This window comes from Limnohabitans sp. 2KL-51 (genome assembly GCF_003063645.1).
In the GTDB taxonomy this organism is placed as follows: domain Bacteria; phylum Pseudomonadota; class Gammaproteobacteria; order Burkholderiales; family Burkholderiaceae_C; genus Limnohabitans_A.
The window spans coordinates 67,312-82,301 of the sequence record NZ_NESJ01000013.1 but is presented as its reverse complement, the minus strand read 5'-3'; the positions used below and the strand labels follow the sequence as shown (position 1 = coordinate 82,301).

General features: G+C 59.8%; 16 protein-coding genes. 11 read left to right on the top strand and 5 right to left on the bottom strand.

Annotation, left to right across the window (positions count from 1 at the left end):
- Positions 1-57: 57 nt before the first annotated feature.
- From B9Z49_RS14580 to cynS, 4 genes are read left to right on the top strand one after another with little or no spacing between them, the layout of a single operon-like run.
- Positions 58-1,464, top strand: a complete 1,407-nt coding sequence (locus B9Z49_RS14580; RefSeq protein ID WP_108354161.1) for a CmpA/NrtA family ABC transporter substrate-binding protein — start codon at positions 58-60, stop codon at positions 1,462-1,464.
- 5 nt (positions 1,465-1,469) lie between these two features.
- Positions 1,470-2,336 carry a nitrate ABC transporter permease gene (gene ntrB, locus B9Z49_RS14575; protein WP_108354160.1) on the top strand — a complete coding sequence of 289 codons (867 nt, stop codon included), beginning with the start codon at positions 1,470-1,472 and terminating at the stop codon, positions 2,334-2,336.
- A complete protein-coding gene (locus B9Z49_RS14570) occupies positions 2,326-3,201 on the top strand; it encodes an ABC transporter ATP-binding protein (protein WP_108354159.1) in 876 nt (291 codons plus the stop codon). Before ntrB ends, B9Z49_RS14570 begins: the two co-directional genes overlap by 11 nt.
- A gap of 46 nt (positions 3,202-3,247) precedes the next feature.
- Positions 3,248-3,691, top strand: a complete 444-nt coding sequence (gene cynS / locus B9Z49_RS14565) for a cyanase (RefSeq protein WP_108354158.1) — start codon at positions 3,248-3,250, stop codon at positions 3,689-3,691.
- Positions 3,692-3,816: 125 nt separating this feature from the next.
- On the opposite strand, the gene B9Z49_RS14560 is transcribed toward cynS, so the two are convergent.
- Positions 3,817-4,833, bottom strand: a complete 1,017-nt coding sequence (locus B9Z49_RS14560; protein WP_233254639.1) for a tripartite tricarboxylate transporter substrate binding protein — start codon at positions 4,831-4,833, stop codon at positions 3,817-3,819.
- Positions 4,834-5,022: 189 nt separating this feature from the next.
- On the opposite strand from B9Z49_RS14560, the gene B9Z49_RS14555 reads away from it, so the two are divergent.
- Together B9Z49_RS14555 and B9Z49_RS14550 are read left to right on the top strand one after the other, a co-directional pair.
- The gene (locus B9Z49_RS14555) at positions 5,023-5,733 is read left to right on the top strand and encodes a 3-oxoacid CoA-transferase subunit A (RefSeq protein ID WP_108354157.1); all 711 of its coding nucleotides are present in this window, start codon (positions 5,023-5,025) and stop codon (positions 5,731-5,733) included.
- Positions 5,730-6,374: a 3-oxoacid CoA-transferase subunit B gene (locus B9Z49_RS14550; protein ID WP_108354156.1), complete on the top strand. Its 645-nt coding sequence runs from the start codon at positions 5,730-5,732 to the stop codon at positions 6,372-6,374. The genes B9Z49_RS14555 and B9Z49_RS14550 overlap by 4 nt, the downstream gene beginning before the upstream one ends.
- A gap of 32 nt (positions 6,375-6,406) precedes the next feature.
- Here the strand turns inward: B9Z49_RS14550 and B9Z49_RS14545 are convergent, their stop codons facing one another.
- The 4 genes from B9Z49_RS14545 to B9Z49_RS14530 all read right to left on the bottom strand — a co-directional run bounded on the left by B9Z49_RS14545 (position 6,407) and on the right by B9Z49_RS14530 (position 10,048).
- Complete coding sequence (locus B9Z49_RS14545) at positions 6,407-6,916, bottom strand: flavin reductase family protein (RefSeq protein ID WP_108354155.1); 510 nt, start codon at positions 6,914-6,916, stop codon at positions 6,407-6,409.
- Positions 6,913-8,055, bottom strand: a complete 1,143-nt coding sequence (locus B9Z49_RS14540; RefSeq protein ID WP_108354154.1) for an LLM class flavin-dependent oxidoreductase — start codon at positions 8,053-8,055, stop codon at positions 6,913-6,915. The genes B9Z49_RS14545 and B9Z49_RS14540 overlap by 4 nt, the downstream gene beginning before the upstream one ends.
- 36 nt (positions 8,056-8,091) lie before the next feature.
- A complete protein-coding gene (locus tag B9Z49_RS14535) occupies positions 8,092-9,060 on the bottom strand; it encodes a tripartite tricarboxylate transporter substrate binding protein (protein WP_108354153.1) in 969 nt (322 codons plus the stop codon).
- A gap of 145 nt (positions 9,061-9,205) precedes the next feature.
- A complete protein-coding gene (locus B9Z49_RS14530; protein WP_108354152.1) occupies positions 9,206-10,048 on the bottom strand; it encodes an IclR family transcriptional regulator in 843 nt (280 codons plus the stop codon).
- A 230-nt stretch (positions 10,049-10,278) separates the two neighbouring features.
- On the opposite strand from B9Z49_RS14530, the gene B9Z49_RS14525 reads away from it, so the two are divergent.
- From B9Z49_RS14525 to B9Z49_RS14505, 5 genes are read left to right on the top strand one after another with little or no spacing between them, the layout of a single operon-like run.
- Positions 10,279-11,262, top strand: a complete 984-nt coding sequence (locus B9Z49_RS14525; RefSeq protein ID WP_108354151.1) for a tripartite tricarboxylate transporter substrate binding protein — start codon at positions 10,279-10,281, stop codon at positions 11,260-11,262.
- Positions 11,262-12,170 carry a polysaccharide deacetylase family protein gene (locus B9Z49_RS14520; RefSeq protein ID WP_108354150.1) on the top strand — a complete coding sequence of 303 codons (909 nt, stop codon included), beginning with the start codon at positions 11,262-11,264 and terminating at the stop codon, positions 12,168-12,170. The genes B9Z49_RS14525 and B9Z49_RS14520 overlap by 1 nt, the downstream gene beginning before the upstream one ends.
- 3 nt (positions 12,171-12,173) lie before the next feature.
- Positions 12,174-13,610, top strand: a complete 1,437-nt coding sequence (locus tag B9Z49_RS14515; protein WP_108354149.1) for an amidase — start codon at positions 12,174-12,176, stop codon at positions 13,608-13,610.
- A 3-nt stretch (positions 13,611-13,613) separates the two neighbouring features.
- Positions 13,614-14,462: an alpha/beta fold hydrolase gene (locus B9Z49_RS14510; protein WP_108354148.1), complete on the top strand. Its 849-nt coding sequence runs from the start codon at positions 13,614-13,616 to the stop codon at positions 14,460-14,462.
- 24 nt (positions 14,463-14,486) lie between these two features.
- Positions 14,487-14,981 carry a cupin domain-containing protein gene (locus B9Z49_RS14505; RefSeq protein ID WP_108354147.1) on the top strand — a complete coding sequence of 165 codons (495 nt, stop codon included), beginning with the start codon at positions 14,487-14,489 and terminating at the stop codon, positions 14,979-14,981.
- Positions 14,982-14,990: the final 9 nt, after the last annotated feature.

The following is a 14,990-nucleotide window of genomic DNA, read 5'->3' as shown; positions in this document are numbered from 1 at the left end:
CGTTTTCTGGCCCACAGCTTGCATAGACCTGAGCATCTTCAACAAAGCGAGGCTGCCATGTCCGAATTTTTCGACCCGTACAACGCCGACCGTCCCCTGATGCTCAAGTGCAGCTGCGGGCGTGACCATTCGCCTGCCGACCACCACGCCGAAGTGGCCGCCGATGCGGCAGCGGTGCAGCTGCGAGCCCGCTCCGAGACCGCCGAGTTCGAGGCCTACAGCCAGGAATTCATTGAAGCCACTTTGGTCAAGTCGCTGTTTCCACATGATGAAGAGCGCCGCCTATTTTTGCGCGCTGTGGGCAAAAAGACCGCCATGGCAGCCATTGCCAGCGTGTTGCCTGTGGCCAGCTTGCAGGCCCTGGCGCAGTCCAAAGGCCCTTTGGAAAAAACCAACCTCAAGATCGGTTTCATCCCGATCACCTGCGCCACGCCGCTCATCATGGCCGATCCACTGGGCTTTTATCAAAAGCAGGGCTTGAATGTCGAAGTGACCAAGACCGCCGGTTGGGCCTTGATCCGCGACAAGATGATCAACAAGGAATACGACGCCACGCACTTCTTGTCGCCCATGCCCTTGGCCATCAGCATGGGCTTGGGCGCCAATGCTACACCCATGAACGTGGCCACCATCCAGAACGTGAATGGCCAAGCCATCACGCTGGCGGTCAAGCACAAGAACAACCGCGACCCGAAGAACTGGAAGGGCTTCAAGTTTGCGGTGCCCTTCGATTACTCGATGCACAACTTCCTGCTGCGTTACTACTTGGCCGAAAACGGCATCAACCCCGACACCGATGTGCAAATCCGCGTGGTGCCGCCGCCAGAGATGGTGGCCAACTTGCGCTCGGGCAACATCGATGGGTTCCTTGGACCTGATCCTTTCAACCAACGTGCCGTGTTTGACGAAATCGGCTTTATCCACATGCTGACCAAAGACCTTTGGAATGGCCACCCCTGCTGCGCCTTTGGCACCAGCACCGAATTCATCCAAAAGAACCCCAACACCTTCGCCGCGCTCTATCGCGCGGTGCTCACGGCCGCCGCCATGGCCCGCAAGCCCGAAAACCGAGAACTGATTGCCAAGGTGATTTCACCCGCGCAGTACCTGAACCAACCCGAAGCGGTGATTGCCCAAGTGCTCACCGGTAAATTTGCCGACGGCCTGGGTAAGGTGCAAAACGTGCCCGACCGTGCCGACTTTGACCCCATGCCATGGCAGAGCATGGCGGTGTGGATGCTCACGCAAATGAAACGCTGGGGCTATGTGAAGGGCGATGTGAATTACAAGCAAATCGCTGAGAAAGTGTTCCTCATCACGGATGCGCGAAAGCACATGAAAGAGCTGGGCCACAGCTTTGCGGCCACCTCGCCTTACCCCAAGTACAAGATCATGGGCAAAGAGTTTGATCCGGCCAAGCCCGAGGAGTACATCAAGAGCTTTGCGATCAACAAGATGGGCTAAGGCACATGAAAACCACGCATCTCAATTTGCGCGCGGCCATGGTCTCGCTGCTCATGTTCATGGTTTTTCTGGGGGCCTGGCAGCTCTCAGCCACCGCGCCGTCGGTGGCCGGCGCTGCCAAGGCGGGCATGACGGCGGAAGACATCGAATACCAAAAGATGATGGGCAAGGACCCGGGGGCGGTCAAAACCACCGGCTTTCCGCCACCCCTGGAAGTGGGCAAAGCCATGCTGGGTCATCTGGCCAATCCGTTCTATGACAAAGGCCCCAACGACAAAGGCATCGGCATCCAGCTGGCGCATTCACTGGGGCGCGTGGCGTTGGGCTTTTTCCTGGCCGTGTTGGTGGCTTTGCCGGTGGGTTTCATGATTGGCATGTCGCCCCTCATGCGCAAAGCGTTTGACCCCTTCATCCAGGTGCTCAAGCCCATCAGCCCGCTGGCTTGGATGCCCTTGGCGCTCTACACCCTGAAAGATTCGGAAGTTAGCGGCATCTTCGTGATTTTCATCTGCTCGGTCTGGCCCATGCTGATCAACACCGCTTTTGGTGTGGCTGCGGTCAAGCGCGAATGGCTCAATGTGGCCAGCACGCTGGAAGTGCAACCGCTGCGCAAAGCCTTTTTGGTCATCTTGCCCGCCGCGGCGCCCACCATCGTGACCGGCATGCGCATCAGCATGGGCATCGCCTGGTTGGTGATCGTGGCCGCCGAAATGTTGGTGGGCGGCACGGGCATTGGTTACTTCGTCTGGAACGAGTGGAACAACCTGTCGTTGGTCAATGTGATCTTTGCGGTGCTGGTGATTGGCGTGGTGGGCATGTTGCTGGACTTGGCATTTGCCCAAGTGCAAAAGGCGGTGACCTATGTGGAGTGAAACCACTGAACGTGAGCTGATCGCACCTTTGCCATCCCACATCCATGCACCCCAACCCAAGGCCAAAGCCATGAACGCTTTCCTCAAAATCGAAAAACTGGGCAAGGCCTACCAAAGCGACAAGCCAGTGTTTTCGGACGTGTCCTTCAACATCGACAAAGGCGAGTTCGTCTGCATCATCGGCCATTCAGGCTGCGGCAAGACCACCATCTTGAACGTGCTCGCGGGCTTGGACACCGCCACCACGGGCCATGCCTTCATGGATGGGCGCGAGATCGCCGGTCCGAGCCTCGAGCGCGGGGTTGTGTTCCAAAGCCATGCGCTCATGCCTTGGCTCACGGTGCGGCAAAACATCGCGTTTGCCGTGCGGTCCAAGTGGCCCGACTGGAAAGCACCGCAGGTCAATCTGCATGTGGAAAAGCATGTGGGCATGGTGGGCTTGCTGCACGCCATCGACAAAAAACCCAGCCAGCTGTCAGGCGGCATGAAGCAGCGCGTGGGCATTGCCCGAGCCTTTGCCATCCAGCCCAAGATGCTGCTGCTGGACGAGCCTTTTGGCGCGCTCGATGCCCTCACACGCGGCACCATCCAGGACGAGCTGATGACCATCGTGCGCCAGACGCAGCAAACGGTCTTCATGATCACGCATGACGTGGACGAAGCGATTTTGCTGTCCGACCGCATCCTGCTCATGAGCAACGGCAACGAGTCGGGCGGCAGCTATGTGCCCGGCGGCTTGGCCGAAGTGGTGGTCAACCCGCTGCCGCGTGAGCGCACCCGAGCCCAGCTGCACCACCTGAGCGGCTACTACGACATGCGCAACCACATCGTCGACTTTTTGGTGTCCCGCGCCAAAGCCCATTGAATTGTTTTCCCCCTATTTTTTACCAACCCCCCTCAAGAGGTCATTCATGAACCGTTTAGACATCACCGAAAAAATCATCACAGCCAAAGTGTCCAAGGGCATAAAGTGGAGCGACGTGGCCGACAAAGTCGGTCTGTCCAAAGAATGGGTCACCGCCGGTTGCTTGGGCCAAATGACCTTTGATGCCAAGCAGGCCAAGATCATCGGCAAGATCTTTGGCCTGACCGCCGAAGAGATCAAATGGCTGCAAGTCGTGCCCTACAAAGGCTCGCTGCCCAGCCAGGTCCCCACCGACCCGCTGATCTACCGCTGGTACGAAATCGTCAGCGTCTATGGCACCACCATCAAGGAACTGATCCACGAAGAGTTTGGCGACGGCATCATGAGCGCCATTGACTTCAGCATGGACATCGTGCGCCAACCCGACCCCAAGGGTGACCGCGTGAATGTGGTGCTGTCGGGCAAGTTCTTGCCTTACAAGCAGTACTGACAAAGACGCTGTAAAAGTAAAGTCACAGTCACCGGGTCAATGCCAATTCAATGCGGTGTTTTATGTTGTCTCCTACTTGGTGGGAGTCGTCAGAATAATTGAATGCAGGACGCCAGGCGTGGCGATCAATCAATGGCCGCACCCGATGATTTGACAATTTGTGCCCAGCGAACAATGTCTTCGTTGAGCAAAGCGGCAAACTGTTCTGATGAAGTGGGGGCCGCCAACTCCACGCCTTGCTGTTCGAGTTTGTCACGCAGGTCCTTGGCTGCGAGCGTTTTGCCCATGGCGTCGTTCAGTTTGGCAGAGACTTCTGCTGGCACGCCTGCCGGGCTGAACAGACCGATCCACAAGGTGCCGGCATAACCGGGCACCGACTCTGCCAGAGCGGGCACATCAGGCAGGGCCGGAGAGCGGCGCGGGCTGCTCACCGCCAGGGCTTTGAGCTTGCCGGCCTTGATGTGGCTCAGCGATGCGGGCAGGCTGGCAAACACGAAAGGCAATTGACCGCCCAGCACATCGTTCATGGCGGGGGCAACACCCTTGTAGGGCACATGCTGCAACTGAATACCCGCCATGCTGTTGAGCATTTCGCCCAGCAGGTGGTTCAGCGTGCCGTTGCCCGCCGAGGCATATTGCAGCTGACCGGGTTTGGTTTTGGCGGTAGCGATCAGGTCCTGCACCGTTTTGCCGCTGAAGCTTGGATGGGCCAGCAGCACATTGGGCACGGCACCGATCAAGGCCACAGGTTTGAAATCCTTCACAGGATCAAAGCCTGGATTCTTGTACAGGGCCGGGTTGATGGCCTGGCTGCTGCTGATGGTCATGAGCAGGGTGTAACCGTCCTTGGGGGCCTTGGCGGCAAACTGGGTGCCAATGTTGCCACCCGCGCCAGGCCGGTTTTCTACTGCCACAGGGGAGCCGAGCACTTCGGAAAGCTTTTGGCTGACCAGGCGACCGACAATGTCGTTGGTGCCACCAGCCGCTTGTGGTACCACCATCAGGATGGGCTTTTGAGGATAGGTGGCCTGGGCTTGTGCGCTGCCAAGACCGGTCAACAAGCACGCGCCCAACAGGGCATGGCCCAGCAAAAGGCGGCGTGTCCGAGGGGCGTTTGAAGTGCGAATGGCGTGGGGCAACATGGCAATGTCCTTTCACAAAATGCCCCATCCTGAGACATCAACTCGTCTGTGACTGCCATTCAGGTGACAACCCCCAGGGTATGCGGGGTCTTTGAGCTAGTCACCCACGTGCCTCTGTGCTGGACTTTGTGCTGTGAAAATCTAAGTCTGCAAACTGTGCTTTGCGATTCAATCTGGTGCACTTCAAACATGATCAACAAGTTTGTTTCCTCGGTCAGAGAAGCCCTGGCCGACACCGCCGATGGGGCCACCGTCATGATTGGCGGTTTTGGCACGGCAGGCATTCCTGACGAGCTCATTGAGGGCCTGCTGGCGCAAGGCGCGCGTGACCTGACGCTGGTCAACAACAATGCGGGTAACGCCGAGCAAGGCCTGGCGGCTTTGCTCAAGGCGGGTCGGGTGCGCAAGGTCATTTGCAGTTTCCCCCGGCAAACTGACTCTTATGTATTCGATGGTTTGTACCGTTCGGGCCAGATCGAGCTGGAGCTGGTGCCCCAGGGCAATTTGGCCGAGCGCATTCGGGCGGCTGGCGCGGGCATTGGCGGGTTTTTCACGCCCACAGGGTACGGCACCGAGCTGGCCAAACACGCCGATGGCTCGCTCAAGGAAACCCGAGAGATCGACGGCCGCATGTACGTGTATGAAACGCCCATCCACGCCGACCTGGCTTTGATCAAGGCCGAGCGCGGCGACCGCTGGGGCAACCTCACTTACCGCAAAGCGGCGCGCAATTTTGGGCCCATCATGGCCATGGCGGCACGCAAAACCGTGGCCACGGTGCACGAGCAAGTGGCTTTGGGCGAGCTGGACCCCGAGACCGTGGTCACGCCTGGCATTTTTGTGCAAGCGGTGGTCAAGATCGACCGTGTGGCCACACAGGCCGGAGGCATCAAAGCATGAGCTACACCCGACGCAGCAAAGACGAGTTGGCCGCCCGCGTGGCGCAAGACATTCCCGAAGGGGCCACCGTGAACCTGGGCATTGGCCAACCCACCTTGGTGGCCAACCACATTCCCGCCGACCGCGAGGTGCTGTTGCACAGCGAAAACGGCATCTTGGGCATGGGCCCGGCACCGGCCAAGGGGCTGGAAGATTACGACCTGATCAACGCGGGCAAACAGCCGGTGACGTTGTTGCCGGGTGGCGCGTATTTTCACCACGCTGACAGCTTTGCCATGATGCGCGGCGGGCACCTGGACATCTGCGTGTTGGGGGCTTTTCAGGTCAGCGCCACGGGCGATCTGGCCAACTGGCACACGGGTGAGCCCGAAGCCATTCCGGCGGTCGGTGGGGCCATGGACCTGGCCATTGGGGCCAAACAAACCTGGGTGATGATGGACCTGCTGACCAAACAGGGCCAAAGCAAACTGGTGCAGGCTTGCAGCTATCCGCTGACGGGCATTGGCTGTGTCAAAAGGGTCTACACCGACTTGGCTACGCTGGCGTGCACGCCACAAGGCCTGGTGGTCATTGACAAGGTCGAGGGCTTGGGGCTCGAGGAATTGTCGGCGCTGATTGGACTGCCGCTCAAGGCGGCCTGAACCCGGCGTGCGGCGTATTCAAGGCTTGTAGTTCAAGGTTCAACAGGCGTCATCAGCAGGTCGTCGCTGGTGGTGACCCATTGGCCATCGCGGTACAGCAAGGGCAAGGCGGCGTCGTTGTAATGGCCGGAAATGACTTCACCCACCATGAGGCAGTGCGTGCTTTCCTGCACCTGCCGAATCAAACGACACTCCAGGCTTATGACCGCATCGCGCAAGCAAGGTGAACCCGAATCAAATGAGCCCCATTGCTGCTCGTCAAAGCGTTCATCGCCAAACACCTGGGCTTGACCGGCAAACAATTTGGCCAGCGCGATGTGTTCGACCGCCAGCGTGTTCACACTGAACACCTGGTTGTCGGCCATGTGCGCGTAGCTGAAGGCGTTGCGGTTGATGGCGCAGACCACCGTGGGCGGCTCCACGCCCAAAGACATGAAGGCCGAAACCGTCATGCCCGTGCGGTACGGCGTTTTGCCGGTGGCGATGATATTCACTGCCGCCGGGTGCAAGCGCATCAACTGCTTGAAGGCTTGAGGGGTCATGCCGCAGCCGTTTCCAAGGGCGCGTCCACGTTGATGGCCGAGCCCAAGCCCAGCGCCTGGTTGACACGGGGCATGACTTCGTTGGCCATCAGCTCCATCGAGCGGCGTCCCAACTGGGGGTCGACCAGGTCCATGCCGGCGTAAACGATTTCGCCAAAGGGGCCAGCCTTCTCACGCAAAGCCAGAATCTTGTCGGTCACTTCGTTCACGGTGCCGGTGATCACCAACTCGTCGAGCAGGCGGTCCAGCGTGACATGGCTGTCGTCTTCGTCCGCGTGTTTTTTGAAGATGACGTGGCGCTTGGACATCATCATCTTGGTCAGCATTTGGCGGTAGTAATAACGGTAAGGGCTGTTGGCGTCCGCGCGGCCATATCGGTTGGCTGTTGCGGCATCGTCGCTCACGAAAATGGTGCGAGCCACGCGCCAGTCGGCCGGGTTGGCCACTTCATTGACGGAGGTTTTGCCTTCGCAGTAATTGTCCCAATGGCTGGCCAGCCAATGGTCCATCAAAAAGTTGGCCGACATGGGGTGAAAGTTGCGCTTGCCCATGGCGATCACGCCTTTGGAGTGGGGCGCCACCACCGTGCCGACAATTTCTGGCAGGGGACTTTGGAAAGGCTTCATCAAGTAGCCCCGACCGATCGCGGGGACAGAGGTGACCTGGGTGCTGACCTTGAAGCGGTTGTCCGGAAAGTCGATGTTGTAAGGCGGCTCGCGCTCCCAAATGGCCAGGATCACATCGATGGCCTCGGCGAACATTTTGTTGCGGTCTTGGTCGAGGATGCCCAAGGCTTCGGCGTCGGATGCCAAGGCCCCAGGGCTGATACCAAAGATGAAACGGCCCTTGGCCAAGTGGTCAAACATGGCCGCCTGTGAGGCCAGCAGTGTGGGGTGCGAGTGCGACAAGTTGGAGGTGCCGCTGCCCAGTTTGATGGTCTTGGTTTCCGGGATCAAGGTGGCCAGGAATAACAGGCTGTTGGTCACGTTTTCGGCTTTGTCAGTGAGGTGCTCGCCCACAAACGCGTCGTAAAACCCCAGCTTGTCGGCCAGGATGATGGTCTGCCGGTCCTCGTGCAAGGTCTCTGTGGTGTCCCGCTCGAAGGGATGCAGGGGCATGGTGAAGTAGCCTAGGCGCATGGCGGGTCCTGTCGTTGATTTTTGAAAAATGCAGATTCACTCAGGCTTGATGCCAGCGTCTTTGATGACCTGTGCCCAGCGGGTGATTTCACTTTGAATGAAGCGAGGATATTCGGCCTTGGATACCTTGGAGGGCTCCAAGCCCAATTGCGCTAAACGCGCCAAAAAGGCCTCATCTTTCAGTGCGGAGCTGATGGCCCCATCCAGTCTGCGCACCACGTCGGGCGGGGTGCCAGCCGGTGCGGCCAGACCCAGAAAGAAGCCCAGTTCATAGCCCGCATAGGTCTCGCCAATGGCGGGCACGTTGGGCCAGGGCTTGAAACGGGTGGCCCCCGTCACACCAATGGCGGTGGCTTTGGGGTTGTCGATGTGGGCCATCGCAGGCAGGTATTCCAGAAACAGCACCTGCAACTGGCCGCCGTAAAAGTCTTGCAGGGCCGAGCCGATGCTTTTGTAAGGAATGCCGGTCATGGGTGCGCCGGTCTTGACCTTGAACATTTCGGCGGTCATTTGCGAGGCCGAGTTGTAGTGGCCAAAAAACACCTTGCCCGGGTTGGCTTTGGCATAGGCCGTCAGGTCGGCGGGTGTGCGGATCCCCGAGTCCTTGCTGACCATCGCCACCGAGGCGGCTGTGCCGAACTGCCCCAGGTGCTCAAAGTCTTTCAGGGGGTCATAGGGCACTTTTTTGTAAAGGCTCAGGTTGGCGGCCAGCGTGGTGTTGGTGGTCAGCAGCAAGGTGTAGCCATCTGCGGGCGCGTTCTTGACCGCCTCGGTGCCCAGGATGCCGTTGGCACCAGCCCGGTTCTCGATCACCACGCCTTGTTTGAACTGCGCTTCCAGGTATTGGCCAAAGGCGCGTGCGGTGATGTCGCCCGAACCACCTGGTCCGAAGGGCACCACGATCTTGATCGGCTTGTTGGGAAAGCCCTGAGCTTGGACCACGCCCAGGCACAAAGCCAAGGGTGCCAGCACACTCCATTTGAGAAATCGGACAAGCTTTTGCATACACAGTCTCCAGCGTTGGTTATCGTGGCGAGATTCTAGGAGGGCCGCGTGAATTGACCAAGCTCAAAATTCCAGCTGGTGGAATTACAGACCTGTGCCTTGGATGCGCCTGCTGCGTCATGTGCAAGGGTGAAGCCGCTCGTATTCAGAATGCGATGCGCGGGCTTTGCGGGTCCTTGATGGCCGTGCGCCAGGTTTCGGCTTGGGTCGGGTTCATGCGGGCCAGCTCGTATTGCGCCGACATGATGTCAGCCTCGTGGGCCAAGGTGGCCGCCAGATCGCTGAGGTAGCTGCCCGTCATGCGATCGAGCGTGGACACGGCGCACAAGGAGGCAATCGGGTAGCGACGCCGGTCAAAAACGGGCACGGCAATGCCCGATATGCCCCGTCCGGAACGCGTTTTGGTCAGGGCGTAGCCGTTTTTGCGTGTCTTCTGAATGCCGCTGGCCATTTTGCTGAAGGCCTTGTCTTGGCCGCTGCGCAGGCGGTGGAAGGCCAGGATGTCAGCGATCTCGTTGTCGGGCAAAAATGACAGGATCGCCAGACTGAAAGAGCCAATGCCCATGGGCCAGCGGTTGTGCACCTGCAGGATTTCGGCGTTTTGCGGCAGGTGGCCCTGACGCTTGTCCAAGCACACGGCATCGTAGCCACAGCGTATCCCCAAGTACACCGTTTCACCTGTGGCCTGGGCCAAACGTTCAAAGGATGGCTGGGCAATGCTTTTGATGTCGTGCACGTCCAGCACCGACATGCCCAAGGCATAAACCTCCGGGCCGAGCCGGTAGCGGCGTGTGCCCCAGGGGCGCTCAACCAGGTGCTCATCGAGCATGGCCGACAGGATGCGGTGCACGGTGGCCTTGGGCAATTGGGTTAGGGTGCTGATTTGCATGAGTGCCGCGCCCTGCGAGCCGAAAGTCGACAAGGTTCGCAGCAGCAAGGCGGCGCGCGCGATGCTTTGCGCGCCTTCGTTTTTCGGGGAAGGGTTCATGGCTTGAAAGGGCTCTACAGCTGAGCGCCAGGGTGTCGTCGGTGGGTCAAAAAGACAAAGTATTCCACGATTCGGAATATTGGAGCGACAACTCCTGTTGCGTGTGTCAAAGCGGGATCTCCCGATTGCCAAGCCAAAAACCGGCACGCATACTTATTTTTGTTGTGCAGCACGGGGCAGCGAAAACCCCGAAACATCTAACCACGAGACAACCGAAAGGGGTTATTCCAATGACGGCATCCAAACGCAAACTCCTGGCTTGGCTGGGCTGCGGCCTGTTGGCCAGCGCCAGCTTGACTTCTGTTCAGGCTCAAACCTACCCACAGCGACCCATCAAGGCCATCGTGCCGTATGCCGCAGGCGGTTTCTCGGACCAGGCCAGCCGCATCATTGCCGAGGCCATGTCCCGCAACCTGGGGCAAAACATCGTGATTGAAAACCGTGCCGGTGGTGGCGGCCGCATCGGCAGCGAAGCCGTCACCAAAATGGCCCCCGATGGTTACCAGTTGCTGATGACCACCAACGGCACCAAGACCTACATGGCGGTGGTGGAAAAGTCTTTGTCTTATGACCCGGTCAGCGACTTCACGCCGATTTCTCTGGTGGGCAAATACGGTTTGCTGATGGTGGTCAACCCAACGGTGCCCGCCAAAACCTTGCCCGAATTCCTGGCTTATGCCCGCGACCCCAAAAACAAAGGCAAGATCAACTACGCCACCTCGGGCATGGGCAGTGGTCTGCATTTTGCGGGCGAGCTGTTCAATGCCATGGGCAAGGTGGATATGGTACATGTGCCCTACAAAGGCTCTGGCCCCGGCATGCAGGATGTGTTGGCAGGGGTTTGCCAAGTCATTTTTGATGGCGCTGCCAAACCGCAAATTGATGCGGGCAAAGTCCGTCTGCTGGGCACCACCAGCTCGGTGCGCGACCCGCGTTACCCGGATGTGCCCACGCTCAGCGAAGGCGGTTTGACCGGTTACGACCTGACCTATTGGGTGGGCCTGTTTGCCCCCAAAGGCCTGCCTGCCGACATCCAGGCGCGTTTGAACGCTTCGGTCAAAACCGCATTGGCCGATCCGGACGTGCAGCGCAAACTCAACGGCATGGGCATGAGCCTGGTGGGCAGCACGCCTGAGCAAATGGTGCAAGAAATCCGCACCGAAACCGCCAAATTGCGACAAATTGCCGCTTCGATTCCTGGTGGAGTGAACTGATGAGTTTTGAGTTGAACAACGGGGTGCTGCGCCCTGAGGACCGCCTGCCCTTTTCGGCCCTCGTCGACCGGCCGCCACTGCGCTTGCCCGAAGGTGTGCGGTTGGTGGTCTGGCCGGTGGTCAACATCGAAGAGTGGGACATCTCGCGACCCATGCCGCGCATGGTGTCGCCGCCACCCGGTGGGCAAGCCCCGGTGCCCGATGTGCCCAACTGGACTTGGCATGAATACGGCATGCGGGTGGGTGTGTGGCGCCTCATGGACGCTTTCAAAAATGCAGGTATCCGACCGACCCTGTCCATCAATGCCAAAGTCTGCGAAACACGTCCGCGCGTGACGCAAGCCGCGCTCGATGCGGGTTGGGAATTCATGGCGCATTGCTATGAGCAAATCCCGATCCAGAAGATCCCGGACGAGCGGGCCATGATGGAGCAGACGCTGGATGTGCTGACCCGCTTTACCGGCCAGCGCCCACAAGGCTGGTTAGGTCCGGGCCGCAGCCAGACGCTGGAGACCCCCGATCTGATCAAGGAGCTGGGCATGTCCTGGTTTGGCGACTGGGTGCTCGATGACCAGCCGCAGTATGTGCTCACCAAACATGGACCGCTGGTCTCGGTGCCCTACACCATCGAGCTCAACGACATCAACATCATGCTCACCTCGCACGAGCGTTCGGACGCGATGCTGCTGCGCACCAAAGATGCGTTCAAGCGGCTGTATGCCGAGTCGGCGCACAGCGCCCGCATCATGGCGTTTGGCGTGCATCCTTACATTTCGGGTGCTGCCCACCGGATCGAGTACTTTGAAATGATGCTTGAGTTTTTGGCCAGCCAGCCTGGCGTGGTGTTCTGGAACGGCTCTGAAATTAGCCAATGGTTTCAGCAAGCCAACCCGATGCCAGCGCCTTGAGGCATGAGCCGTCAGACGCCCTTGAACCCATCTGCTGAGGCGCATGCTGACACGCCGCTTCATGCGCTGTCTTTGGCGCAAGCCAGTGCCCTGATTCGGCAAAAGACCATCACACCAGTGCAGCTGGTGCAGGTCTGCATCGACCGGATCGAGCGACTCGATGGGCAAGTGAACGCCTTTGTCACGCCCACGCTGGATGCCGCCTTGCAAGCGGCGCACCAGGCCACCCGCGAGATTGCGCAAGGCCAATACCGGGGGCCTTTGCATGGCATCCCGATGGCGCACAAGGATGTGTACCTGACGCAGGGCGTGCGCACCACCGCGCATTCACGGCATTTGCACGACTGGGTGCCTTCGGTCAGCGCGACGCTGGTGACGGGTTTAGAGCGCTTGGGTGTGATCAGTTTGGGCAAAACGGCTTGCCATGAATTTGCCTTTGGCTCGCCCACAAAAGATGACTTGTTTCCGCCTGCGCGCAACCCCTGGCATCTGGCCCATATGCCCGGCAGTTCCAGCAGCGGCTCAGGTGCGGCAGTGGCAGCAGGTTTGTGCCTGGCGGCCACCGGCACCGACACCGGCGGCTCGATCCGCCACCCGGCTGCGGCCTGTGGTGTGGTGGGTCTCAAACCCACGCGCCATGCTTACCCCATGTCGGGCGTGATCGCCTTGGCCCCCAGCCTGGATGTCGCCGGATTTTTGACCCGCACCGCGCTGGACCAGGCCCTGATCTGGGACGCTTGGCATGGCACCGATGTGGCTAATGCATGCGCTGCCGATGTGCAGCGTTCGGTTCTTCGGGGGTTGCGCATTGGCGTGCCTTCGGGGCTGTGGCGCAACGCTGAGAACGGCCAAGCCACGCACGACCCGCAAATCCAGGCCTGCTTCGAAGAAACCTTGCAAACACTGCAGGCTGAAGGCGCCAAAGTGGTGACGGTGGATGCGGTGGATTGGCCACCGCAGCCCGATGTGGTGCAGGCGGCCAACACCTTGATTGCCTATGAAGCGTTTCAACAACTGCAGCACATTTGGCGCGACCACCCGGAACAGCTGGGGCAAGGCTTGCGCCAAAAACTGGCGGGTGCAGCGCAGCTGAGTTTGAACAGCTACCAAGCGGCCCGCGTGCAGGCCGATGTGTGGCAACAGCAGGTCAGCGCTTTGCTGGCTGAGCAGGTGGATGTGCTGATGTGGCCAGGTCGCGAAGCCTTGCCCGAAACCCTGCAAGCCCTGATGGCCAATCCCACTGGGCAGCGCAGCGCCTGCAACCGACTGTTCAGCCTGACCGGTCATCCCGCTTTGACTTGCCCCATGGGCCTGTCTACCCAAGGCTTGCCCATGGCTTTGCAAATCGGTGCTGCGATGCACGCCGAGGGCCATGTGCTGCAGGTGGCCCATGCGGTGGCATCGGCCATCGGCTGGCGCTTGCCCGTGTTGCTGGATTGAGCCGTGGACTTTGTCAACACCGAAGGCGTGCGCCTGCATTACGAGATTTTGGGTGACCAAGGCCCCTGGTTGGCGCTGGTGTCAGGTGGTCGGCGCAGCGGTGCCGAATTTTTGCCGCTGGCGCGCCTCATCGCGGCCCGGGGTTTTCGGGTGGTGCTGCACGACCGGCGCAACTCCGGGGCTTCGCAGGTGTTGATCGAAGGCGATCGCGGTGAAGAAGAGATCTGGGCCGACGATTGGGTGCAGCTCATGCAGCACCTGAACGCGGTGCCCGCGTTTTTTGGGGGTGGTTCTTCAGGGGCGCGACTGGCCTTGCTGACCAGCTTGCGGCACCCCGACGTGGTGCTTGGCTTGCTGCTGCTGCGCATCACGGGCGGCGCTTTCACGGCGGGCCGCTTGCCCGACAACTATTACGGCCAGTTCATCCGTGCGGCCGAGCAAGGCGGCATGGCTGCGGTTTGTGCCACGCCCTTTTACCAAGAACTCATCGCAGCCGACCCCAGCAACCAGGATCGCCTGATGGCCATGGACCCGCGGCAATACATCGCTGTCATGCGCCACTGGCTCGCGGTTTTTTTACAAGGCCCGCGTGAACCGGTGCTGGGCATGACGACCCAGGCCCTGCAGGCCATTCGTGTGCCCACCTGGGTGGTGCCCGGCAATGACAACACCCATGTGTCTCGACATGGCCGCGAAGCGGCGGCCCTGATCCCCGGCTGCGAACTGTTTGAGTTGCCGGTGGCAGACGAGGACGTGCCCGCATTGCCTTTTTCTGCTTGGGGCCCGCACGAAGAAACCCTGGCGACAGCCATGGCTGATTTCATGCGCCGCGTGGGCCATGATGGTGACTGAACCGATTTCCTAGGAGCTTATTGAATGTCCACCCCGATCAATCCGTCCATTCGCCGCGTTGTCACCGGTCACGATGACCAAGGCAAAGCCATCGTTGAAATCGATGAAGTCTGCAGCCATTACCGCCAAGGCCGCCCCAATGGCTTTGTGTGCAATGTCTGGACCACCGACACCAATCCCGCCAACAACAACGGTCATGTGGACGCAGGCAGACGCGAGGGCAAATTTTCGGTGATTGAAAATGGCACCGTGTTCCGCATCCTCGACTTCCATCCAGGTGTCCAGCAGCGCGTGCACCGCACCGACTCAGTAGACTACATCGTGGTCATGTCTGGCGAGATCGACATGGAGCTCGAGTCCGGCGAGGAAGTCCACCTGAAGGCTGGCGACGTCATGGTGCAGCGCGGCACGGTGCACAACTGGATCAACCGGGGCACTGAAACCTGTGTGATGGCGGTGGTGCTGGTGCATGCGCACCCGGTGCAAGCAGGGGGGCAAACGCTCAACGCCGTTGGTTGAGCGTGCTCC